20 protein-coding genes and 1 pseudogene are annotated in these 21228 nt (G+C 72.5%); 7 read left to right on the top strand and 14 right to left on the bottom strand.

Going from position 1 to position 21228, the window contains the following annotated elements:
• Positions 1-158, top strand: a pseudogene (locus tag ACIRYZ_RS29130) (crotonyl-CoA carboxylase/reductase); the annotation flags it as partial.
• Positions 159-243: 85 nt separating this feature from the next.
• Here ACIRYZ_RS29130 and ACIRYZ_RS29135 read toward each other — a convergent pair.
• Positions 244-1647 carry an amino acid permease gene (locus ACIRYZ_RS29135; RefSeq protein ID WP_402949982.1) on the bottom strand — a complete coding sequence of 468 codons (1404 nt, stop codon included), beginning with the start codon at positions 1645-1647 and terminating at the stop codon, positions 244-246.
• 399 nt (positions 1648-2046) lie between these two features.
• On the opposite strand from ACIRYZ_RS29135, the gene ACIRYZ_RS29140 reads away from it, so the two are divergent.
• Positions 2047-2271, top strand: a complete 225-nt coding sequence (locus ACIRYZ_RS29140; RefSeq protein ID WP_402949723.1) for a hypothetical protein — start codon at positions 2047-2049, stop codon at positions 2269-2271.
• Positions 2272-2389: 118 nt separating this feature from the next.
• Here the strand turns inward: ACIRYZ_RS29140 and ACIRYZ_RS29145 are convergent, their stop codons facing one another.
• On the bottom strand, positions 2390-3331 hold the full coding sequence (locus ACIRYZ_RS29145) for a deoxyribonuclease IV (RefSeq protein WP_402949726.1): 942 nt from the start codon (positions 3329-3331) through the stop codon (positions 2390-2392).
• Between the two features lie 296 nt (positions 3332-3627).
• Between ACIRYZ_RS29145 and ACIRYZ_RS29150 the strand changes: the two genes are divergently transcribed.
• Positions 3628-4707, top strand: coding sequence for a nitrous oxide reductase family maturation protein NosD (locus ACIRYZ_RS29150; protein WP_402949729.1), 1080 nt, complete (start codon positions 3628-3630; stop codon positions 4705-4707).
• Positions 4708-4764: 57 nt separating this feature from the next.
• Positions 4765-5799, top strand: a complete 1035-nt coding sequence (locus tag ACIRYZ_RS29155) for a methyltransferase (RefSeq protein WP_402949731.1) — start codon at positions 4765-4767, stop codon at positions 5797-5799.
• Between the two features lie 92 nt (positions 5800-5891).
• Here the strand turns inward: ACIRYZ_RS29155 and ACIRYZ_RS29160 are convergent, their stop codons facing one another.
• From ACIRYZ_RS29160 to ACIRYZ_RS29200, 9 genes are all read right to left on the bottom strand, one after another.
• Positions 5892-6548, bottom strand: coding sequence for a class F sortase (locus ACIRYZ_RS29160; protein ID WP_402949733.1), 657 nt, complete (start codon positions 6546-6548; stop codon positions 5892-5894).
• Positions 6549-6721: 173 nt separating this feature from the next.
• The gene (locus ACIRYZ_RS29165; protein ID WP_402949735.1) at positions 6722-7216 is read right to left on the bottom strand and encodes a hypothetical protein; all 495 of its coding nucleotides are present in this window, start codon (positions 7214-7216) and stop codon (positions 6722-6724) included.
• 290 nt (positions 7217-7506) lie between these two features.
• Positions 7507-7836 (bottom strand): TcmI family type II polyketide cyclase, encoded by a 330-nt coding sequence (locus tag ACIRYZ_RS29170; RefSeq protein ID WP_402949738.1) that lies wholly within the window; start codon positions 7834-7836, stop codon positions 7507-7509.
• On the bottom strand, positions 7833-8288 hold the full coding sequence (locus tag ACIRYZ_RS29175) for an SRPBCC family protein (protein WP_402949741.1): 456 nt from the start codon (positions 8286-8288) through the stop codon (positions 7833-7835). The genes ACIRYZ_RS29170 and ACIRYZ_RS29175 overlap by 4 nt, the downstream gene beginning before the upstream one ends.
• Position 8289: 1 nt before the next feature.
• Positions 8290-8550 carry an acyl carrier protein gene (locus tag ACIRYZ_RS29180; RefSeq protein WP_402949744.1) on the bottom strand — a complete coding sequence of 87 codons (261 nt, stop codon included), beginning with the start codon at positions 8548-8550 and terminating at the stop codon, positions 8290-8292.
• Between the two features lie 96 nt (positions 8551-8646).
• Positions 8647-9888 (bottom strand): ketosynthase chain-length factor, encoded by a 1242-nt coding sequence (locus ACIRYZ_RS29185; protein ID WP_402949747.1) that lies wholly within the window; start codon positions 9886-9888, stop codon positions 8647-8649.
• 5 nt (positions 9889-9893) lie between these two features.
• Positions 9894-11150 (bottom strand): beta-ketoacyl-[acyl-carrier-protein] synthase family protein, encoded by a 1257-nt coding sequence (locus ACIRYZ_RS29190; RefSeq protein ID WP_402949750.1) that lies wholly within the window; start codon positions 11148-11150, stop codon positions 9894-9896.
• Positions 11147-11572: a cupin domain-containing protein gene (locus tag ACIRYZ_RS29195; RefSeq protein ID WP_387627598.1), complete on the bottom strand. Its 426-nt coding sequence runs from the start codon at positions 11570-11572 to the stop codon at positions 11147-11149. The genes ACIRYZ_RS29190 and ACIRYZ_RS29195 overlap by 4 nt, the downstream gene beginning before the upstream one ends.
• 17 nt (positions 11573-11589) lie before the next feature.
• A complete protein-coding gene (locus tag ACIRYZ_RS29200; protein ID WP_393040303.1) occupies positions 11590-12756 on the bottom strand; it encodes a SchA/CurD-like domain-containing protein in 1167 nt (388 codons plus the stop codon).
• A 209-nt stretch (positions 12757-12965) separates the two neighbouring features.
• Here ACIRYZ_RS29200 and ACIRYZ_RS29205 point away from each other — a divergent pair, with 209 nt between their 5' ends.
• Positions 12966-14687 carry an FAD-dependent oxidoreductase gene (locus ACIRYZ_RS29205; RefSeq protein ID WP_402949754.1) on the top strand — a complete coding sequence of 574 codons (1722 nt, stop codon included), beginning with the start codon at positions 12966-12968 and terminating at the stop codon, positions 14685-14687.
• An 81-nt stretch (positions 14688-14768) separates the two neighbouring features.
• Here the strand turns inward: ACIRYZ_RS29205 and ACIRYZ_RS29210 are convergent, their stop codons facing one another.
• From ACIRYZ_RS29210 to ACIRYZ_RS29220, 3 genes are all read right to left on the bottom strand, one after another.
• A complete protein-coding gene (locus ACIRYZ_RS29210; RefSeq protein WP_402949756.1) occupies positions 14769-16427 on the bottom strand; it encodes an APC family permease in 1659 nt (552 codons plus the stop codon).
• 881 nt (positions 16428-17308) lie between these two features.
• Complete coding sequence (locus ACIRYZ_RS29215) at positions 17309-17914, bottom strand: hypothetical protein (protein WP_402949759.1); 606 nt, start codon at positions 17912-17914, stop codon at positions 17309-17311.
• A gap of 920 nt (positions 17915-18834) precedes the next feature.
• Positions 18835-19755 (bottom strand): serine/threonine dehydratase, encoded by a 921-nt coding sequence (locus tag ACIRYZ_RS29220; protein WP_402949762.1) that lies wholly within the window; start codon positions 19753-19755, stop codon positions 18835-18837.
• Between the two features lie 251 nt (positions 19756-20006).
• Between ACIRYZ_RS29220 and ACIRYZ_RS29225 the strand changes: the two genes are divergently transcribed.
• Together ACIRYZ_RS29225 and ACIRYZ_RS29230 are read left to right on the top strand one after the other, a co-directional pair.
• On the top strand, positions 20007-20864 hold the full coding sequence (locus tag ACIRYZ_RS29225) for an EamA family transporter (RefSeq protein ID WP_402949764.1): 858 nt from the start codon (positions 20007-20009) through the stop codon (positions 20862-20864).
• Between the two features lie 78 nt (positions 20865-20942).
• Positions 20943-21197, top strand: a complete 255-nt coding sequence (locus tag ACIRYZ_RS29230; RefSeq protein ID WP_402949767.1) for a hypothetical protein — start codon at positions 20943-20945, stop codon at positions 21195-21197.
• The last annotated feature ends 31 nt before the right edge of the window (positions 21198-21228 follow it).

Raw genomic sequence — 21228 nt, forward strand, 5'->3', positions numbered from 1 at the left:
CCGGCCAGGCCGCCCTCGACGTGCACCACAACAAGCACCAGGGCAAGGTCGGCGTGCTCTGCCTGGCCCCGGAAGAGGGCCTGGGCGTCCGCGACCACGAACTGCGCGAGAAGCACCTGCCCGCCATCAACCGCTTCCGCGAACTGCCGGCCGGCTAGCACCTCCGGACGTTTTCGACCCAGCACACGAGAAGTGGCCTCGGCGCGCGGTACACCGCACGCCGGGGCCACTGCCGTCAAGGGGTCAGTGGGCGTCGCCCTCCGGCCTGGCCCGGCGGCGGCCGGCGAGCCAGACGTAGACCAGGATGCCGGCGAAGAGGAAGAGGACGCCCTGGTAGACGGCGGCGTAGCCGGCGCCGGCGAGGAGCCAGATCGAGAAGGCGAAGGCGCCGAGGCCGAGGACGGCGTCGCGGACCAGGTGGGGGGTGTCGACCTTGTCGGTCGCGCCGCGGACCAGCCAGTAGAGCTGGGCGGCGGCGGAGAGCAGGTACGGGACGGTGGCGGTGAAGGTGGTGACCAGGACCAGCATGTCGAACGCGCCCTTGGCGCCGCTGGCGAAGTTGAGGACGGTCAGCACCGAGGCCAGGGCGACACTGACGATCACACCGAAGGTCGGTACGCCGCGCTTCTCCTTGCCGAAGGCGGCCGGGAACAGGCCGTCCTTGGCGGCCGCGTACGGCGCCTGGGCGGCCAGCAGGGTCCAGCCGTTGAGCGCGCCGGTCATCGAGACGAGCGCGGCGACGGCGATCACCGTGCCGCCCCAGGAGCCGCCGAACATGGCGTTCACGGCGTCCGAGAAGGGCGCGGCGGAGTGGATCAGCTGCTCGTGGGCGACGGTGCCGAACACGGCGACGGTGCCCAGCAGGTAGACCACGGCCGCGCCGGAGGTGCCGAGCACGCTGGCCCGGCCGACGTTGCGCTCCGGGTCACGGACCTGACCGGCGCTCATCGCGGCCGACTCCACGCCCAGGTAGCTGAACAGCAGGATCGCCGCGGCGGCGGTCATGCCGCCCATCCAGCCCTGGCCGTTGCCGTCGAAGGGCCCGAGGTTCTTCGGGTCGAAGAAGAACAGGCCGCCCACCGCGACCAGTGCCAGCGGGATGAACTTCAGGACGGTGGACACGAGTTGGACCGCCCCGACGTACTTCGTGCCGGCCAGGTTGGCCAGCGCGGGCAGCCACTGGAAGGCCAGCGCGGCGGTGATCTCCAGCGCGGTGTTGTGGCCGACCGGCAGCAGTACGTCCAGGTAGCCGACGGCGGCGACGGCGAGCGCCGCGTTGCTGACCCAGGTGGTGATCCAGTACGACCAGGCCGACAGGAAGCCGGCGAAGTCCCCGAAGGCCTCGCGGGCGTAGACGTACGGCCCGCCGGTGCGCGGGTTGCGGCGGGCCAACTGCCCGAAGACCAGGGCCAGCGCGATCGCGCCCACGGTGAGGACGACGAAGGCGAGCAGGCTGACCGTCCCGTACGGCGCCACGGCGGCCGGGATCATGAAGATGCCGCCGCCGATGATGTTGCCCATCACCAGGGCGGTGGCGGTCGGCAGCCCGAAGCGGCCGTTCTTCGAGGGTCTCGCATCGACCGGGGCCGGGGTTCGCGGGTCGCTCGGTCGGGTCGCCTGCCGGGGTTCGGCGGGGCTGGTCTGCATGAGGGTGGTGCGCCTTTCGTGGTCCTGCTCGCGCTCGGTGGAGCGACCGTTCATGCTCGGACCGGGCGGTACCTAGCACCAAATCGATGGGATTTGTTCGTCCAGCCCGCCGGATCGCCGCAAGACTTACGGCTGTACGCCGGTCGGACGGGCACTCGTCCGGTGCCCATCGCGAGGCCGTTCGACCCGGAATGGGGTGGTTCGGCCGGGCGGGGGAGATGTGTCACCCGGATGCCCCAGCGCGGTTGCGGCGCGCGCCCGCCGGTGCGGGTTCGTATGCCAACGTTGGCGCGGCGCCTCCCCGTGGGGCGCGGCCCGGTCCGCCTGGCGGTCGAACTGACCGTTCGGAGACGCGGGTTGAGGGACAGAGACGAACCAGACGAACCAAAAGGACATCAGATGTCGCTTCGTGGGAAGATCCGCAAGCTCGCCGTGATCACCGTCGTGACGGGTGCCGCCATCGCGGCCGCGCCGACCTCGGCGATGGCGGGGGGCCACTCGTCGGAGCAGTCGTCCTCGCAGAGCCTGGAGGCCGGCTCCGCGGGCGTCGGTCTGTTCGGCCCGCACGCCAACTGGTTCAACTTCCACGAGCACAGCGACAGTGAGAGCGACTGCGGCTGCTGATCCCGCTGAACTACGAGCCCGGAGGCCGCCCGTCGGCCCCCGGGCTCACGGCTGTCCGCTCAACAGCGGATCGGGGACAGCGGCCGAACGGGACGGTCGCCCCGGCCACCGGGCGGCTTCAGGCCCGGACCGCCGCCCGTGCGCGCAGCTCCTTCAGCACCGCGATGTCCAGCGCGTGCCCGGTGCCGTCCCCGCCGTGCTTGCGGTCCGGGGTCTCCACCAGCAGCGGCACCCCGGCCGTCTCCGGGTGCTCGAACAGCTCCCGGAACGGCTCCGCGCCGATCATCCCCGCACCGATGTTGGCGTGCCGGTCCTTGCGCGCGCCGACCACGTCCTCCGAGTCGTTGGCGTGGATCAGCCGCAGCCGGCCGGGACCGGCCGCCGAGGCCAGCGCGTCCAGCGCGGCCGTCACCCCGCCGGGTACGGCCAGGTCGTGACCGGCGGCGAAGGCGTGGCAGGTGTCCAGGCAGACGCCCACCTTGGGGTGCCCGTCCAGCGCCTCCACGTACTCGGCCAGCTCCTCCAGCCGCGAGCAGAGCGAGCTGCCCTGACCGGCGGTGGGCTCCAGCAGCAGCCGGGGCGCGTCCTCGCCGAGCGCGTCCAGTTCGTCCAGCAGCGGCCGGACGTCCGCCCGGACCTGGGCCATCGCCTCGGCCCGGCGGGAGCCGCCGCCGGGCGCCGTACCGACCGCCGAGCCGGTGTGCAGGACGACGCCGAGCGCGCCGATCGCGTGGCCGCGGCGCAGCGAGTGCCGCAGTGAGTCCGCCGAGCGCTCACGGGTGGTCGGATTGTCCGATCCGAAGTTGATCAGGTACGGCGCGTGCACCCACGCCGGGATGCCCTGCTCGGCACAGGCGGTGCGGAACTCCTCGTCCTGCGCCGGACTGCCCGGGGGAGTGGCCCAGCCGCGCGGGTTGGCCACGAACACCTGCACCGTCTCCGCGCCGACCTTCCGCGCGTACGCCAGTCCCGTCCCGGCCAGGCCGCGGGCGGCCACCGGGACGTGGGCGCCGATCGGGTTGTGGACGGTGGCGGCGGACGGTACGGACGCGGTGCTCATGACCCCGAGGATGTCACGGGCCCGGACCGGGCCGGTTCGCGGCCCGACCTCCCGGCGGTCATGCACGCCACGCCGGAGCGTCCCACCGGCGGCCGACGCCCCGTCAGTCCCGCAGCCCAGCCCTGGTGGCGGGCTCACCCGGGCGCCCATACCGTCGATTCGGCCGTACCCACCGAACGTCACCACCCACACACACCGTGTCAGACGCACCACGTCGGACCAGCTCCCCGAAGTCCCGCGAGCACCCGCACCCGCACCCCGCCCCACCACGCGCGCCGAAAGACAGGTCACCACTCATGCCCACGCGTCGGGTCCAACACCTCGCCGCGGCCACCGCCGCCGCCACCGCCCTGACCACTGTCCTCGCCACCCTGGCCGCCGCCCCGGCGGCCCACGCCGCCGACGGCGCCCTGCACCTCGTCCAGCCGGGCGAATCGATTCAGCGGGCCGTCGACGCCGCGAAGCCCGGCGACACCGTCCAGCTGCTCCCGGGCACCTACCGGGGCAGCGTCCGCATCGCCACCCCCGGCCTGACCCTGCGCGGCGCCGGCGAATTCAGCGTGATCACCCCCGGGGACGGTACGGAGAACGCCTGCGCCACCGCCGGGCACGGCGTCTGCGTGGTCGGCACCGAGCAGGCCCCGCTGTCCGGCGTCACCATCGAGTCCCTCGCCGTCACCGGCTTCCGCAAGAACGGCATCGACGCCAGTGGCACCACCGGCCTGACCGTCCGCGCCACCTACGTCCACGACAACGCCCAGCAGGGCATCAGCCAGGAGATCTCCACCAAGGCCACCATCATCGGCAACCGCTCGATCGACAACGGCCAGTCCGGCGTCTTCCTCGCTAACTACGCCTACCGCGAGGGCGGCGCGCCCGACACCGGGGGCACCGTCGTCCAGGGCAACGAGCTCACCGGGAACCGGGTCGGCGTCACCGTCCGCCGGCTGCGCGTGCTGACCGTCGAGGGCAACGAGATCAGCGGCAACTGCGCCGGCGTCTTCGTGGTCGGCGACGAGGGCGTGCCCCGCGCCGGAGACCTGGACGTCCGGCACAACCGGGTGGTCGCCAACAACAAGTTCTGCCCGGCCAACCCGAGGCTGGGTGTCGTCCAGGGCGCCGGCATCGTGCTCACCGGCACCGAGGACACCCGGGTGACCGACAACGAGGTCCACGACAACGTCGGCACCTCGGGCTTCTCCGGCGGCATCGTCCTGTTCAAGAGCGTCGTCGGCATCCCCAACACCCGGGCGACCATCGCCGACAACCACCTGAGCGGCAACGGCCCGGTCGACCTCGCCGACCGCGACACCGGCACCGACAACTCCTACAGCCGCAACACCTGCTCGCTCTCCCAGCCGTCCGGCCGCTGCTGAGCCCCGCACACCCGAGCGCCCGCCGACCCGAGCCCCACACACCCACAGGGACCGCCCATGACCACCGCACCCACCAACGCCACCCCACAGGCCGCGATGCGCCTGCGCGAGCTCGTCTTCGGCGCCGCCTGCGCCGCCGCCGTCCGCGCGGCCGCCCGGCTCGGCCTCGCCGACGCGCTCGGCGACACCCCGGCCGGCGTCACCGAACTCGCGGACAGGCTCGACACCGAACCCCGCCAGCTGCGCCGCCTGCTGCGCGCGCTCACCTGCTACGGGATCTTCGCCGAGACCTCCGAGGACCGCTTCGAGCACACCGAGATGTCCCGCCTGCTGCGCGAGGACGCCCCCAACTCGCTGCGCTACATCTCCCTCTGGTGCACCGAGCCGTGGACCTGGGAGGCCTGGCCGAAGCTGGACGAGGCGGTCCGCTCCGGGCGCAACGTCTTCCCCGACCTGTTCGGCAAGGAGTTCTTCGACTACCTGCACAGCGATGCGGGCGACTCGGCCAAGGTCTTCGACAAGGCGATGACCACCTCCAGCCGGCAGTCCGCCCAGGACTTCGCCGACTACCTGGACCTCACCGGTATCGACTCGGTCGCGGACATCGGCGGCGGCCAGGGCCACGTGCTGGTCAGCCTGCTGGAGAAGCACCCGGCCCTGCACGGCACCCTGCTCGACCTGCCCAAGGTGGTGGCCGGCGCCGACCCCCGACTGCGGGACGGCGGGGCCTTCTCCACCCGCGCCCGCCTGGTGCCGGGCGACTGCCGGGTGGAGATCCCGGTCCGTGCCGACCTCTACATCATCAAGAACATCCTGGAGTGGGACGACGAGAGCACCCGCCGCACCCTCGCCAACGTCGTCGCCGTGGCCCGCCCCGGCGCCCGGGTCGTCGTGGTGGAGAACCTGGTCGACAACAGCCCGTCGATGCGCTTCACCACCGCGATGGACCTGATGCTGATGCTCAACGTCGGCGGCGCCAAGCACTCCGAGGAGAGCATGGTCGGCCTGATGGCGGAGGCCGGCCTGGACGTCACCGCCGTCCGCCCGGTCAACCCCTACCTGCACGCCTTCGAGTCCGTCGTCCGCGGCTGACCCGAAACCGCGACGGCCGCTGCTCCCCGACTCTCCGGGGAGCAGCGGCCGTCGGTCCTGCCGGCGGGCCCGCGCGCTCGGGCCCTGTGCGCTCAGGCCTTGTGCGAGGACTCCAGGTGGGCGAAGACCACCACGTTGTTCAGGTAGTCCTTCCGTTTCTTGTCGTAGGCGCCGCCGCAGGTGATCAGCCGCAGTTGGGCGTCCGGGGTCTTCCCGTACACCTTCTGGTCCGGGAAGGCGTTCTTGGCGAAGGTCTCCACCGAGTCGACGGAGAACACCGCGACCGTGCCGTCCGCCCGGCTCACCTCGACCTTGTTGCCCGGCCGCAGCAGGTTCAGGAGCAGGAACACCGCCGGGCCCTTGGTGGTGTCGACGTGGCCGGCGACGACCGCGCTGCCGCGCTCGCCAGGGGTGACCCCGTCCCGGTACCAGCCGACCAGGTTCTTGTCGTCCGGCGGCGGGGCGTTGAGCTGGCCGGCCGGGTTGAGGGTGAGTTCGGTGAACGGCGCGTTCACCGCGATCTGCGGGATCCGCAGCCGGGTCGGCTTGGACGGCTTCAGCGCCGCCGCGGCCGGGGCGCCCTTCGAGGCCGTGGTGGCGGACGCCGACGGCGCCGGTGCGGCGGGTGCGGCGGGTGCGGCGGGTGCGGCGGCCGCCGGCCGGGCGGCCTGGCCGGCGGCCGAGTCGCCGCTCGGCCGGGGGGCCACCGAGTTGTAGATCAGCAGCAGGCCGACCGCTGCAGCTCCCATCGCCGTGCGTAGCAGCCGGGGCATTCCGGAGCCGGGACCGCCCGTCATTCCTGTCCTCCGCTCGAAGTTCCGCTGGAACCACCGGAACCGTCTGGGCCTGTTCCGCAATGACCCGCCGCCCCCGTGCGCCCCGCCCCGGCCGGGGGAGGCGCCCAGAGGCGGCGGTGGCAGGCTCAGACGGCGGCGGCGCCGGACGTGCGGCGGCCGCGGCGCAGCGCGTAGGCGCCGGCCCCGAGGCCGCCGAGCAGCAGCACCGCGCCGGAGGCCAGGCCGCCGCCGGACATCGCCATACCGCCACCGCCGGTGTGCACGCCGCCGTGCGGGGACTTGTGGTCCTCACCCCGGCCTTCGTTGCCCCGGCCCTCGTTACCGTGGCCTTCGTTGCCTCGGCCTTCGTTGCCTCGGCCTTCGTTGCCTCGGCCTTCATTGCCCCGGCCTTCATTGCCTTGGCCTTCGTTACCGTGGCCTTCGTTGCCTCGGCTTTCGTTGCCTCGGCCTTCGTTGCCTCGGCCTTCGTTACCGCGGCCTTCGGAGCCCCGGTCGGACTTCTCCTGCCAGGTGAGGTTCTTGCCCAGGTCGGAGGAGCCGTCGGCGAAGGCCATGGGGGCGCCGGCGGTGAGGACGGCCGCTACGGCCGCCCCGGCGAGGAGCGTGCGTGCAGAACGCATGAGGTTGATCCTTCCGGCGCGGGGGCCGCGACCGCCGACGGGGTGCCGGGCAAGAGGACTCGCGGGCAATGGCGCCTGATCCACCGTCAACCACCGAGAGGCCGCCTGCCACCGGAGCGTGGCGGCGCCGGTACTGACTGTGCGCCCTTCGGGTGGAGTCCCGGGAAAGTTCACCCGGGTGCCTCGGCGATTCGGGTGAATCCGTGCGGGTGCGGGGTTGTACGGCCTGGGCCCGCCCTCGGCGCACGGCCGGGGGCGGGCCCACAGTGAGAGCAGCGGGGAGCGGGAGGTCAGCGCTCCCAGCGGTAGAACTCGCGCGCCATCGCGTCCTTCGGCTCGCGCCAGGTGGCCGGGTCGTAGGCCTGGACGAAGGCGGTCAGGCGGTCGCTGACGGCCCGGAACTCCGGGTGGCCGATGACCGTGGCGACGGCCGGGCCCGGCGGGCGGTCGGCCTCGATCAGGTGCAGGTAGACGTCGCCGAACTGGAAGAGGCTGCGGCCGGTGACGCCGATCAGGTGCGGCAGTTCGCCGCGGTCGGAGTCGGCGAACACCTCGGCGATGTCCGGGGCCGCCTCGGGCTTCATCCGGGCGACGATCAGGGCACGGTGGGTTCCGGTCATTGCTCGGCCGCCCGCTTCTCGACCTTCTCGCGGATCAGCTGCATCTGGATCCGGGAGTTCTTGTTGATGTGGTTGACCATGCCCTTGTCGTCGACCGGGGCGGTGGGCTTCATCGCGAAGTCCTGGATCCAGCGCATCCTGGTGCCGGCCGGGACCTCCGCGTACTCCCAGCGGATCTCCATGAACTCGAACGGGCCGGGCTCGACCCGGCGGGCGTTGACCGCGAGCGAGGACTTGTCGGTGGTGCGCTCGGAGACCCAGCTCCACACCATGCCGTTCTCGTCCGGGTGCATGGTGAGCCGGAACCGCACCCGGTCGCCGTCACGCTCCAGCACCTCCACCGAGGCGTACTCGCTGAACAGCTGTGGCCAGTTCTCCAGGTCGTTGGTCATCTCCCAGACCAGGTCGAGCGGGGCGTTGATGACGATCTCGTTGTCGGTGTGTCCGGGCATCTCAGGCACCAGCCTTCGTGACGAGGGAATTGTTGACCAGGTCCATGAACTCGGCCGGGGTCTTGGCGGACTCGGCGCCGGAGGTGACCTTGAGGCCGTGCAGGTTCTCCAGCTCGCCGACGACGCCGAGCAGTCCGAGCGAGTCGACGCCGAACTCCTCGAACTGCGCGCCCGGCTGCTCCAGGTCGCCGGGGTCGACGGTGACGCCGGCCCGGGCCTGGAGCAGGGCGGCCAGCTCGGGATAGCTGAGGTTGTTGCTCACGTGGTTTCCCTTCGGAGGAGTGACGGGGTGGTTCAGGACCGGGAGGCCAGACCCGGTCCGGAGCCGAGGTTCGGGGCCGAGGTTCGGGGCCGAGGTTCAGGGCAGCTCCCCGCGCCGGATCACCAGTGCGGAGTTGGAGCCCATCAGCCCGCGGCTGAGCACCAGCGCGGTGCGCAGCTCGGCCGGGCGGGCGTGGTCGGTCACCAGGGCGAGGTCGTGGCAGACCTCGGTGACGTTGGGGGTGGGCGGCAGCACGCCGTCCTCCATGGCCAGTACGGCGGCGGCCACGTCCAGCATCGGGGCGCCGCAATAGGCCCGCCCCGTGCCGGACTTGGGCGCGGTGACCGGGACGCGCTCGGCGTCCGGGCCGAGCGCGTCGGCCAGCGCGAGGACCTCGGCCCGGTCGGCGGCGGGGATGCCGAGGGCGTCCGCGAAGACCACGTCGATCTCCTCGGGCGCCGCCCGGGCCTCGTCCAGCGCGATCCGGATCGCGGCGGCCAGCCCGTTCCGGGACTCCTCCCAGCGGGAGGCCCCGGTGAAGGTGGCGCCGTGCCCGGCCAGGTACGCCCGGATGGTGGCGCCGCGCCGCCGGGCCGACTGCTCGTCCTCCAGCAGCAGCATCGCGCCGCCCTCGGCGGGGGCGAAGCCGCAGGCCTGCGCGGTGAACGGCAGGTAGGCCGCGTCGGGCTGGTCGGACAGGCTCAGTTCGGGGTAGCCGAGCTGGCAGACCATCGAGTACGGCGCCAGCGGGGCCTCGGCGGCGCCGACCACCACCGTGTCGGTACCGCGCTTGATGGAGCGGGCGGCGTGCGCGAGGGCGTCCAGGCCGCCGGCCTCGTCGCTGGCGACCACCCCGCACGGGCCCTTGTAGCCGCCGCGGATCGAGATCTGGCCGGTGCTGGCCGCGTAGAACCAGGCGATGGACTGGTAAGGGCCGACGAACTTCGGCCCCTGGCCCCAGAGTTGCTGGAGCTCGCGCTGGCCGAACTCGCCGCCGCCGGAGCCGGCCGCGGTCACCACGCCGACCGCGAAGGGCTGTTCGGGGTCGAGCCGGAATCCGGCGTCCGCCACCGCCAGGTCGGCGGCGGCCATCGCGTAGTGCGTGAACCGGTCGGTCTGCACGAGGAAGCGACTGTCGATCACCGACCGGGGATCGAACTGCCGCACCTCACCCGCGACTTTGAGCGGTATCTCGGTGCAGCCCTCGCGGGATATCCGGTCGAGGACGCTCACGCCCTGCCTGGTGGCCTTCCAGAAGGCGTCGGCCCCGACACCGTTCGGTGCCACCACACCGAGGCCGGTGACCACGGCCCGGCGGCCCTGCTGACGTGACGTCATGGAATTCACCCCGTTCTGTTGAGCACGACGGCGGACTGGAATCCGCCGAATCCGCTGCCGACCGAGAGGATGTGGCTCAGTGGCAGCTCGCGCGCGGTGCGCGGCACGTAGTCGAGGTCGCACTCCGGGTCCGGAGTCTCGTAGTTGGCGGTCGGCGGCACCACGCCGTGGGCGAGCGCCAGGGTGCAGGCGACCACCTCGATGGCGCCGATCGCGCCGAGCGAGTGCCCGACCATCGACTTGATCGAGCTCATCGGCGTCCCGAAGGCGTGGCCGCCGAGCGAGCGCTTGACCGCGGCGGTCTCATGCCGGTCGTTCTGCTTGGTGCCCGAGCCGTGCGCGTTGACGTAGTCGACGTCGGTGCGGTTGACCCGGGCGTGGTCGAGCGCGTGGTCGATCGCCCGGGACATCTCCAGCCCCTCCTTGGTGAGGCCGGTCATGTGGTACGCGTTGCCGAAGGTGGCGAAGCCGCCGACCTCGCCGTAGATCCGCGCGCCGCGGCGGCGGGCGTGCTCCAGCTCCTCCAACACCAGGACGGCGCTGCCCTCGCCGAGGACGAAGCCGTCCCGGTGGGCGTCGAAGGGGCGGGAGGCGTGCTCCGGGTCGTCGTTGCGCTCGCTGGTGGCCTTGATGGCGTCGAAGCAGGCGACGGTGATCGGCGAGATCGGGGAGTCGGAGGCGCCGGCCACGCAGATGTCGGCGCGCCCCTCCTCGACCGCCTGGAAGCCGTAGCCGATCGCGTCCAGGCCGGAGGTGCAGCCGGTGGAGACGGTCTGCACCGGGCCGTGCGCGCCGACCCGCTCGGCGACCGTGGAGGCCAGCGTGCTGGGCGCGAAGGCCCGGTGCAACTGCGGCTCGGCCCGCCGGTGGTCCACGTCCCAGCGCGCGCCGCCGGCGCTGACCATGGCGTAGTCGTGCTCCAGCCGGGTGGTGCCGCCGACGGCGGTGCCGAGCGAGACGGCGATCCGCCACGGGTTCTCGGCGGCCAGGTCCAGCCCGGCGTCGGCGACCGCCTCGTCGGCCGCGACCATCGCGAACTGCACGTAGCGGTCGTCCCGTCGGACCTGCTCGGGGGTCAGCCCGTGGGCCGTCGGGTCGAAGTCGCACTCGGCCGCGATCCGGGACCGGAACCCGGTGGGGTCGAACAGGGTGATGCCCCGGGTGGCGGTACGGCCGGCCGTCAGGAGGTCCCAGAAGGCGGGGATCCCGATCCCTCCGGGCGCGACCACACCTATTCCCGTGACGGCGACCCGCCGGGTCACGAGGCCACCTTGGCGTGTTCCGGCGGGCCGGAGGCGGCGGTCTCCTCGGTGCTCACGTGGCCGAGGTCGGGGCGCGGGGCGAGCGGGCCGCAGTGGAAGACCATCCGGGCCTCGGTGTCGCCGACGTTGCGGAATCGGTGGCGCATGTTGATCGGGATCATCAGGCCCTGGTCGGGCTTGAGCGGCCGGGTCTCCCCGTCCAGGTCCACCTCCAGGTCGCCGGAGACGACGAACACGAACTCCTCGGAGTACGGGTGGTAGTGCTCGTTGATCCGCTCCCCGGGCTTGAGGATGGCCAGGCCCATGAAGCCGCTGGTCGCCCCGCAACTGGGAGGGGTGAGCATGGTGCGCAGCTCGGCGCCGTGGCGGCGGTTCTCCGGAGCCTCGTCGACGTTGATGATCCGCGGGTACTGCGTGGTCATGATGGATCTCCTCCGGGTCAGTCGCTCTGTGAACTGCGGTCGGTGACCGGGCTCATGGTGCGGGCGGCGAGGAACGCGCTCAGTCCCGCGACGGTGCGCAGGTCGCCTGTCAGGCCGAGGTCCAGCAGCCCGGCCAGCTCGGCGGCCTCCTGATCGCCCGCCACACCCAGCGCGGCCGCCGGCTCGGCCTCGGCCGGCACCCGCAGGTCGACCAGTCGCACCACGGTGTCCTCGCGCTGGAACACGATGGCCGCCGCGACCGGGCCGGTCGGGTCGGCGGTGGCGAGGTTGTCGTGGTCGAAGAGCAGCTCGGCGACGGCCCGGCCCTGGCCCGGGCGGACCGGGTACAGCACGGCGTGCCGGTGCAGCCGCCCGGAGGCGGGGGAGCTGGCGATCGCCTGGTGCCTGGCGGGCAGCGACGCCTTGGCGAAGAAGGCGCGGGCGGCCATCGGGTCGCCCAGCTGGCGGGCCTCCTCCAGGTGCGGGTTGAGCTCCGCCTCGACCGCCCGCACCTCGGGCTGCATCGCCACGTGGCGCAGCGCGTCGCCCAGGTTGCCGACCACCTCGACCGCCCGGACCACCCGGTTCCCGTGCATGAACAGCGAGGTGCGGCGCAGCCGGGTGTGCGCGTCCACCTCGGCCTTGGGCGAGGCGTAGCCGGCCAGGATGCGGGCCACCTCGGCCTCGCTGCCGGGCTTGACGGTGAAGGTCAGCGCATGGCGGATCACACCGTCCGGGCCCGGGTCGGCCTGCGGCGGGCCGACGTGCCCGGCGGGCTCGCTGCGCGGCAGCCCGGGCGGGACCTCCATCGGGGCCCGGGTGCCGGTGGAGCCGGCCGCCGAGGTCTCCCGCAGGACGGTGTAGCGCAGCGAGCGGAAGTTGTCGCTGACGCAGCCGTGCATCGGCTTGACCATCTCCCGGTGGGCCGGGCTCTCCACCCACTCCAGGAAGGTCTCCTGGTCCCGCCACTCGCTGGTGATCAGCCACTGGCGGGGGTCGTTGATCGACTGGCACAGCTGGTCGCTGACATGGCCGGGCACCGCGGCCACCTGGTGGCGTAGCTGTTCGTAGACGTCGAGGAAACGCTGCTGGGCGCCGTCCTGGAGCTCCAGCATCAGCACCACCCTCAACCGGGTGTCGGACTCTTCGTGCTGCTTCGGCTGCGGTTCGGACAGAGTTGTCATGATCCACTTTCTGCTCTGGGCCGCACGCTGCGGGCCGTGTCGGCCGCGTCCGGCGGGTGCTCCCGGCCTGGGCGAGGAAGGTGCGGTGGCGGTCGGCCCGGGGCAGTCGGCGCCAGGCCTGAGGTCGATCGTGAGCGGCCGACCGGGTGCGGCGCGAGATTTGCGGGCCATCCGGGCGAAGGGGTGGCACAGCCCCCCTCCGGCGGGGGATGGAAGACCGGGGCCCCCGGCTGAGCGGGCCCGTCGAGGGCGGCGCCGAGCCCAGTAGCCGGGCCGCGGAATCCCCTGACAGGGTGGAGCAATCGATGAATCCGAAGGTTGACGACCGGGTGCCGGTCCTGATCGTGGGCGGGTCCCTGGTCGGGCTGTCGGCCTCGCTGTTCCTCGGCCGGTTGGGTGTCAGGCACCTGCTGGTCGAGAAGCACGCCGACACCTCGCATCACCCGCGCGGGCGCGGCAACAACGTCCGCACGATGGAGCTGTACCGGGGGGCCGGGATCGAGTCGGCGATCCGCGAGGCGGCCTCGGTACTGGCCCCCAACCACGGCATCCTCCAGGCGCCCTCACTGACCGGCGCGGAGCAGGAGTGGCTGTTCCGGGAGATCGACCCGGGCGGGCGGCTGGCCCGGTTCAGTCCCAGCTCGTGGTGCCTGTGCAGCCAGAACGACCTGGAGCCGGTGCTGTTGCGGGCGGCCCGCGAGCTGGGCGGCGACGTGCGGTTCAGCACCGAGCTGGTCTCCTTCGAGCAGGACGCGGGCGGTGTGACCTCGGTGCTGCGCAGTCGGGAGACCGGTGACGAGCGGGTGGTGCGCTCGGAGTACCTGGTCGCGGCGGACGGTCCGCGCAGCCCGGTCCGCGAGAGCCTGGGCATCGGCCGGACCGGCAAGGGTGAGCTGTTCCACAACGTCAGCATCACCTTCCGCGCCAAGCGGTTGGCCGAGGTGGTCGGCGACCGGCACTTCATCGCCTGCTACCTGACCAACCCGGAGGCGGACGGCGCGCTGCTGCCGGTGGACAACCGGACGGAGTGGGTCTTCCACGCGCCCTGGCACCCGGAGCACGGCGAGCCGCTGGAGGCCTTCACCGACGAGCGCTGCGAGCGGCACATCCGCACCGCCGTCGGCCTGCCGGAACTGGACGTCGAGGTGACCGGCAAGGCGCCCTGGCACGCCGCCGAACGGGTGGCCGAGCGGTACGGCGCCGGGCGGGTCTTCCTCGCCGGGGACTCGGCCCACGAGATGTCCCCGACCGGTGCCTTCGGCTCCAACACCGGCATCCAGGACGCCCACAACCTGGCCTGGAAGCTCGCCGCCGTCCTGTGCGGCTGGGCCGGGCCCGGTCTGTTGGAGACGTACGGGCAGGAGCGCCTCCCGGTCGCCCGGGTGACCAGCGAGCGCGCCTCGGCCCGTTCCGCCGAGCACAGCCACCCCGGCTACGCGGTGGTCCCGGGCGCCGGCCGCCAGGCCGGGGTGCTGGCGGTGGCGCTCGGCTACCGCTACCCGCGGGGCGCGGTGCTCGGCACCGACCCGTCCGGCGCGGTCGTCCCGGAGCAGTTCGAGTCGGCCGGCGAGCCGGGCAGCCGTGCCCCGCACCAGTGGCTGCTGCGCGCGGGCGTGCGGCTGTCCACGCTGGACCTGTACGAGCAGGCGATGGTGCTGCTCACCGGCCCCGGGGGTGCGGCCTGGCAGCAGGGCGCCCGGCGGGCGGCCGACGGGCTGGCCGTCCCGCTGGACGGCTACCGGATCGGCGACGGTGCCGAGGACGACCTGGCCCCGGAGCCGGGCGCGGACTTCGCCGCCCTGCACGGCATCGGCCCGGACGGCGCACTGCTGGTGCGCCCGGACGGCTTCGTCGCCTGGCGCTCGCCCGGCCCGGTCGACGACCCGGAGGCCGAGGTCGCGGCGGCGCTGCGGGCGGTGCTGAGCCTCTAGCGGTGCCGGAGCCGTAGCGGAGAACGTGGCAGGGCCCGCCGGACGCACGTCCGGCGGGCCCTGCCACGGGTTCGGCGGGGGTCAGTGGCCGCCCGCGTCGACCACCTCGACGTCGGCGACCTCGCGCTCGATCTCCTCGGCGGGCAGCGCCACCCGGATCGCCCAGTAGTAGATGACCAGCGAGAACACCGCCACCAGGGCCATGTCGTACCACATGGGGATCAGGTTGGTGCCGTTGCCGAAGCCGCCCTGCCAGGAGATCAGGCCGAGGCCCAGCAGGTAGACCGGCAGCCATTGGGCGGCCTTCCAGTTGAGCCGCGGCGCGTTCGGCAGGCCCTTCTTGATCGCGTACGCCGCGTAGCTGCCGAGCAGGAGGTAGCCGAGCAGGATGGCGATGCCCAGGCGGTACAGGGTGTCCCAGCCGGCCCAGTAGATGATCAGGCTGGAGACCACGAAGGCGGTCGGGGAGATCACGCCGCCCAGCGGCAGCCGGTAGGAGCGCTCGCGGTCGGGCAGCCGGCGGCGCAGGGCGCCGAAGGCCAGCGGGGCGCCCGCGTACATCAGCACGCTCGCGGAGGTGATGAAGTTGACCAGCGTCTGCCAGCTGGGGAAGGGCAGGAAGCAGATCACGCCGGTGACGAAGGAGATGATCAGGCCGAACCACGGCACGCCGTTCTTGTCCAGCTGCTCGAACTTCTGCGGGGCATAGCCGTTGCGGCTCAGGCCGTAGGAGATGCGCGAGGTCGAGGTGGTGTAGATCAGGCCGGTGCCGCCGGGGGAGATCACCGCGTCGACCTTCAGCACGTAGTACAGCCAGCCGAGGCCGATCAGGGTGGCCAGGCCGGCGAAGGGGCCGTCGATGCCGGGGAAGTCGAGCTTGTCCCAGCCGTTGACGAAGGCGCTGACCGGCAGGGCGCCGATGAAGACCACCTGGAGCAGGGTGTAGATCAGGGTGCCGATGGCGACCGAGCCGAGCACCGCGCGCGGGATGTCGCGCTTGGGGTTGCGGCTCTCACCGGCGATCTGAATGGCCTGCTCGAAGCCGAGCAGGGCGAAGATGATGCCGCTGGTGCTGATCGCCGCGAGCACGCCCTTCGCGCCGAACGGGGCGAAGCCGTGCGAGGTGAAGTTGGAGCCGTGGAAGCTGGTGATCGCCAGGACGAAGATCGTGAACAAAGGAACGAAGATCTTCAGCCAGGTGGCGATGCTGTTCGTGCGGGCGAGGACCTTCACGCCGAGGAAGTTCACCGCCACGAAAACCGCCATGAGCAGGGTGGCGACGATGAATCCGCTGGTGGTGAGGGTGTGGTTGGCGTTCAGCAGTCCGCCGGCCCCGGGCAGGTCCTTGCCGTAGCTGATCATGGCCTCGACCTCGATCGGTGCCACGGTAGCCGCCTGGAGCCAGGAGAACCAGCCGAAGGACATGCCGGCCAGGCCGCCGAAGGCGTAGTGCGGGTAGCGCGCGGTGCCGCCCGAGACCGGGAAGAGCCCGCCGAGCTCGGCGTGCACGAGGGCCAGCAGCACGATCGCTACGGCGCCGATGCCCCAGGAGATGATGGCCGCGGGGCCGGCGGCGGTGACGGCGCTCTTGGCGCCGAAGAGCCAGCCGGAGCCGATGATCGAGCCGACCGAGGCCCACATGAGGCCGACGAGGCCGACGTGCCGCTTGAGCGACCGGTGGGCGGTCCCGCTGGTGCCGGTGTTCTGGCCGGGCGGCGAGATCTGGTTGAGGGAAGCCATGTGCGATCTCTCTGTGTGTGGGGGCTCCGAGGTGGGCGGAGCGCGGAGAGTTGCCACACAGTAGGGCTATTCATGGACCTCTGCACAGAGTTCATTGCTGAATGTTTACTTTCTTTGCCGGATATCCGTGCTGGTAGGGGGTGGTACGCGTCCGGCGGATTACGTGACTCGCGAGTAGGTCCAGGATTTGAGCCGGAATTGAGCATCGACTGGCGAGCGTGCATTATTGGCGGCCAGTCGTTTCATGGGAATGGCGATCGCCGCATAGTGATGCGGTTGGCCCGGATCGATGGCCGATCGGCGGCGTCGCCGGCGGGTGGGCTCGGCCTGTCGGGTGGGGCGAGCGGAGCGGTGTCGAGTCGGAGGTCCCGCTCGGTGAACCGGCTCGGCTCGGTGTGGTGCGACGGCTGTCGTGCGGCTGGGGGCGTCGGCCGACGCGCCGGGGTGCCAACGTGCCGGGGCGCGCCGTGTACGGACGCGCGGGAAGTGGATCCCGCGTGACGCGACGTCAATGTCGGTGCCATGCAGAAGTCCCGCGCTCCGATCGATCGGAGCGCGGGACTTCTGCACTGCCTTCACCAGACGGGTCGTGTGCGCAGCGAATTCGGCCCTTCGGCGGCGGGCAGTGGCAGTCGAGGACCGCCTGGATCCGCCGGACGTCGGGGATTGGTTGCGCGTCGCTTTGGAAGCTGGACCACCGGGTGGCCGCTATGCGCCATCCCGGCAGACATCACCCGCGTGCAGGACGCGTAAACCTGTAGGACAATAGCCATGTTGGTGCCCCGGCCCGATTTCGGCGGGCCGGGGCTCCACTTCATGCCGTTGGCTCAGGTCCGGACGTCCCGGTCGGGCTCAGTTCCGGAATTTCCGGGCGGGCTCGGTTACCACTCGCCGCGGCCCTCGCCGCGCTCCTCGCCGCGGCCCTCGCCGCGACCCTCGCCACCGTGGAAGCGGTGGGCGACCCGGAAGCTGCCCACAACGCCGTCGTCGACCTCGATGCCCTCGTGCACGCGCTTCGGGTGAACACCGTCGCTGGAGCTGTGGGGCCCGACGGTGGCGATGGGGGCGCCGTTGTCGCAGACCGCGCCGCTGAAGACCTCAACGTCCCGCCAGCTGTCGTTGCGGATGTTCAGCGACTTGGCACCCAGGCCGCTGACCACGGTGATGCAGCCGAAGTCGTCCGCGGAGTACGACCGCTCGTTGACGTGGATCACGCCACGCTCGCGGTGCTCGCGGTGCCCGCGGTGCTCGCGGCGCTCCTCCTTGCCCTCGTTGCCCTTGCCCTCATTGCCCTTCGAGTTGCCGTCGAGCGGCGCCTGGGCGAGAGCGGCGGGAGCGACAGCCGCCGGAGCGGCCTCGGGGGCCACCTTCTGGACGACCGGCGCCGCCTTCGCGGCCGGCTCGGATGCAGCCGACGCGTAGGTGATGCCGGTGACGGCCACGCCTGCCGTTGCCGCGAGGACAATGGCGGTGGTCATCTTGTTCATGGAACTTCTCCTGTCTCGACTGGATCGGCTTGGTGCCGACAGATATGAACGTACTGGCCGATTGAAGGACTGTCATATCAACCCGTGCCGAATGGTTGATGAGGGGGGCCAAATGGGGGACCTGGGGTGCTCTGACCCTGTTTTCGGGGGTCGACATGGTCGGCTATCAGATTTCTCAAAACGCCTTATTCGAGGGGGAGTTGACGGCGCGGATTGGGTCTTTCGGGTGGCCACTGACTCCTGCTCACCCTTTTGGCGCTCTCCGGGTGCGCGCGGTGTTGGACCGGAATGACGGGGTGCCAAATTGACGGCCTCGCGGCCCGCCCCGAGGCCCCTGGTCCGGGTCGTACGGCCGTGGCGCGCCTGTCGGGATTCGCGTCGGCGAGGGGGGGATCCCTCGGCTCCTCCGCGATCCGTCGCGTGAGAACTCTGATGATCTTTTTCCTCGCGCCCGTCATGAAAAAGGTCCCGCCCTCCGAGTGGCCGGAGGGCGGGACCTTTTCGCTCGATCTTCGTCAAATGTGCTGTGGATTGGGAGAGTTCAGGCCATCAGCGGTGGGAGGCGGGAGCTGGGGCCGCCTGGATCGGCCGGGCGTCGGTGATCGGCTGAGACCGCTGGTCGACCGTCAGGCGGGTCCCGGGTGATCGTCAGGGCTTTCGCCGGCGTCGGGGTCGGCGGCCGACGCGGGGTGGCCGCTGAGGGGTGGGCGGTGCCGTCCGGACCGGTGTCGTCCACCGGCGCCGGGTGCTGCTGGCCGGGACGGCGCCCGCGACGTGGCGCAAGCGGCCTCCGCCGGGGCGGGGGCGGCCGAGGAGGCCACCACAGCCGCTGCAGGGCGGCGAGCGCTGTCGTGTGCTTCCTGCCCGCCACCCTGGGCGGGCCGATCGTCCGTCGACGCGTGAACGGCGTGACGGTTCTGCTACCGCACGAGGTCCGACGGATCCGTGTTGGCGCCGCACAGGAGGACGGCGATGCGCTCGCCGTCCACCTGGTCCAGTGCCGCCAGGGCGGTGGAGGCGGCGTGCTCGACGGCGATCCGGCGCTCGTCCCACAGCTGCCGTCGGGCCCGCACGATGGCGTCGTCGGACACCAGTACCGAGCGGACGCTCTCGTGCCCGGCCGCGTGCACGGCGAGGGCGGTGGCCCGGCGGGCGCCGAGCGCGTCCTGAGCCACCGACGCGACCGGGACGTCCACCGGGCGGCCCGCCGCCAGCGCCGCGTTGAGGGCCCGACTTCCCTCCGGCTCCACCGCCACCACGCGGACGCCGTGCTCGCGGGCCGCGACCGCGACCCCGGCGAACAGCCCGCCGCCGCCCACCGACACCACCACCGTGTCCAGCCCGGGCACCCGGGCGCGGATCTCCGCCAGGACCGTCCCCGCCCCGGCCGCGATCAGCGGGTGGTCGTACGCGTGCGAGGCCAGCGCCCCGCTGTCCGCCGCGAACTCCTCGCAGGCCGCCAGCGCCTCCGCGTACTCCCGGCCGACCAGCCGCACCTCGGCACCGTACGAGCGCAGCCGCGCCAGCTTCACCGGCGAGGCCGTCTCCGGCAGGAACACCGTTGCCCGGACGCCGAGTTCGCGTGCCGCCCAGGCGCAGGCCAGCCCGGCGTTGCCGCCCGAGGCGATGGTGACCCCGGCCGACGGGAGGGCGCCCGCCTCGGCGTGGGCGAGCAGGAAGTTCTGCGCGCCGCGGGCCTTGAAGCTGCCGGTGTGCTGCAGGAACTCCAGTGCCAGCCAGGTCCGTCCGCCCTCGTCACCCGGCGCCACCGCGACCGGCCGCACCCGCCCGGCGATCCGCTGCCCGGCGGCCTCGACCTCGTCGTGCGTCAGCTGGTTCATCGCGCGTGCTCCTTCGCCCGGGGGGTGCTCCCGCTCGACCGTAGTCGGCCCGGGCGGGCCGGAAAAGATCGCCGACGGGCGGCGTAGGCTGGCCCTCATGCGTCTCGTGATCCTCCCGCCGCCGGTCCGCTAGCGGGCGGCGTACTTCACCCGACCCGGCCGAGCGGGAGTGCCCGCCGTCGCCGGGGCGATGGTTGCCGCCCGCCGACCCCGCGGACCTGAACCGGCGATCCATCGTGGAGTACCGACGCATGACCTCCTACGCCGCCGTGCCGTTCCGGCACGGCCTGTTGTCCATTTCCGCCGCCGCCGTCGCCTGGGGCGTGGGCGGAGCCGTGGCCGCGCTGCTGCTGCGCACCAGCGGGCTCGGCCCCGTGGCCGTCACCTGCTGGCGCTTCGGCGTCGCGGCGCTCTGCCTGGCGCTGCTGCCCTCCGGCAGGACGAGCGGCGGCCGCCGGGGCGCCGCCGTGCTGACCGGGATCGGGCTGGCCGTCAGTCAGTGCGCCTACTTCGGTTCCGTGCAGTACGCGGGCCTGGGGCTCGGCACCCTGATCACCATCGGTGCCGGGCCGGTGCTCACCAGCCTCGGCGCCCACGTGCTGCTCGGCGAACGCCTCACCCGACGGGCGATGGCCGCCGTCGTCCTGGCCCTCGGCGGGCTCGTGCTGCTGGTCGCCGCCCCGGCCGCCGGGCCGCGCCCGGCGCTGGGCGTCGCCCTGGCGTTGCTCGCCGGCGCCGGCCAGAGCGGGCTGACCCTGTGGGCGCGCGGCGGTGGTACGGCGAAAGCCAGCACCGGCGCCTTCACCACCGGGCTGCTCTGCCTGCTGCCGTTCGCGGCCGTCCAGGGCGTGCTGCCGACGGCCGGGGACCCGGCGCTGACCGGGGGAGCGCTGCTCTTCCTCGGGACGGTGCCGACCCTGCTCGCCTACCGGTGGTACTTCACCGGACTCACCGCCGTACCGGGGACCACGGCCTCGGTACTGGTGCTGCTGGAGCCGGCGACGGCGGCGGTGATCGGGGTGCTGCTCCTCGGCGAACCGCTCACCGCGGGCCTGGTGGCCGGCTCGGCGCTGCTGCTGGCCGCGATCGCGGCGCTGGCCCGGTCGTAGCGATCGAGCACGGCGGCGTGCACCCGGGAGGACGAGTCGTGCTCGCCGGGCGCACGCCGCCGTGCTGTCGTGGGCCGCATGAACCTCTCACTCCTGGCCCGGGTGGCCGTCACGACCACCACCGCCGTCCTCCTCGCCGCCGGCGCCACCGCGCCCGCCGCCTTCGCGTCGGCGAGCGGCAGGCGCGATGTCACCGCCGAGCAGTGCCGGGGTGCGGGAGGACACGTCGAGGGCAGCGGCTACTGCGTCGACGCCGTCAGCGAGGACGCCTGGGGCGAGCCGATCGACGGGCAGGCGGTCAACCCGAACCCGCGCCCGGGCGAGGAGGACTGAGGGCCTGTCCGCCCTGAGGGCGGCGGGCTCT

This window comes from Kitasatospora sp. NPDC101155, from assembly GCF_044768305.1.
Taxonomy (GTDB): domain Bacteria; phylum Actinomycetota; class Actinomycetes; order Streptomycetales; family Streptomycetaceae; genus Kitasatospora.

Coding starts and splice junctions, on each gene's coding strand:
- ACIRYZ_RS29135 (WP_402949982.1), bottom strand. CDS start 1,647: ATGCAGACCAGCCCCGCCGAACCCCGGCAGGCGACCCGACCGAGCGAC.
- ACIRYZ_RS29140 (WP_402949723.1), top strand. CDS start 2,047: ATGTCGCTTCGTGGGAAGATCCGCAAGCTCGCCGTGATCACCGTCGTG.
- ACIRYZ_RS29145 (WP_402949726.1), bottom strand. CDS start 3,331: ATGAGCACCGCGTCCGTACCGTCCGCCGCCACCGTCCACAACCCGATC.
- ACIRYZ_RS29150 (WP_402949729.1), top strand. CDS start 3,628: ATGCCCACGCGTCGGGTCCAACACCTCGCCGCGGCCACCGCCGCCGCC.
- ACIRYZ_RS29155 (WP_402949731.1), top strand. CDS start 4,765: ATGACCACCGCACCCACCAACGCCACCCCACAGGCCGCGATGCGCCTG.
- ACIRYZ_RS29160 (WP_402949733.1), bottom strand. CDS start 6,548: ATGGGAGCTGCAGCGGTCGGCCTGCTGCTGATCTACAACTCGGTGGCC.
- ACIRYZ_RS29165 (WP_402949735.1), bottom strand. CDS start 7,216: ATGCGTTCTGCACGCACGCTCCTCGCCGGGGCGGCCGTAGCGGCCGTC.
- ACIRYZ_RS29170 (WP_402949738.1), bottom strand. CDS start 7,836: ATGACCGGAACCCACCGTGCCCTGATCGTCGCCCGGATGAAGCCCGAG.
- ACIRYZ_RS29175 (WP_402949741.1), bottom strand. CDS start 8,288: ATGCCCGGACACACCGACAACGAGATCGTCATCAACGCCCCGCTCGAC.
- ACIRYZ_RS29185 (WP_402949747.1), bottom strand. CDS start 9,888: ATGACGTCACGTCAGCAGGGCCGCCGGGCCGTGGTCACCGGCCTCGGT.
- ACIRYZ_RS29195 (WP_387627598.1), bottom strand. CDS start 11,572: ATGACCACGCAGTACCCGCGGATCATCAACGTCGACGAGGCTCCGGAG.
- ACIRYZ_RS29200 (WP_393040303.1), bottom strand. CDS start 12,756: ATGACAACTCTGTCCGAACCGCAGCCGAAGCAGCACGAAGAGTCCGAC.
- ACIRYZ_RS29205 (WP_402949754.1), top strand. CDS start 12,966: ATGGAAGACCGGGGCCCCCGGCTGAGCGGGCCCGTCGAGGGCGGCGCC.
- ACIRYZ_RS29210 (WP_402949756.1), bottom strand. CDS start 16,427: ATGGCTTCCCTCAACCAGATCTCGCCGCCCGGCCAGAACACCGGCACC.
- ACIRYZ_RS29215 (WP_402949759.1), bottom strand. CDS start 17,914: ATGAACAAGATGACCACCGCCATTGTCCTCGCGGCAACGGCAGGCGTG.
- ACIRYZ_RS29220 (WP_402949762.1), bottom strand. CDS start 19,755: ATGAACCAGCTGACGCACGACGAGGTCGAGGCCGCCGGGCAGCGGATC.
- ACIRYZ_RS29225 (WP_402949764.1), top strand. CDS start 20,007: ATGACCTCCTACGCCGCCGTGCCGTTCCGGCACGGCCTGTTGTCCATT.
- ACIRYZ_RS29230 (WP_402949767.1), top strand. CDS start 20,943: ATGAACCTCTCACTCCTGGCCCGGGTGGCCGTCACGACCACCACCGCC.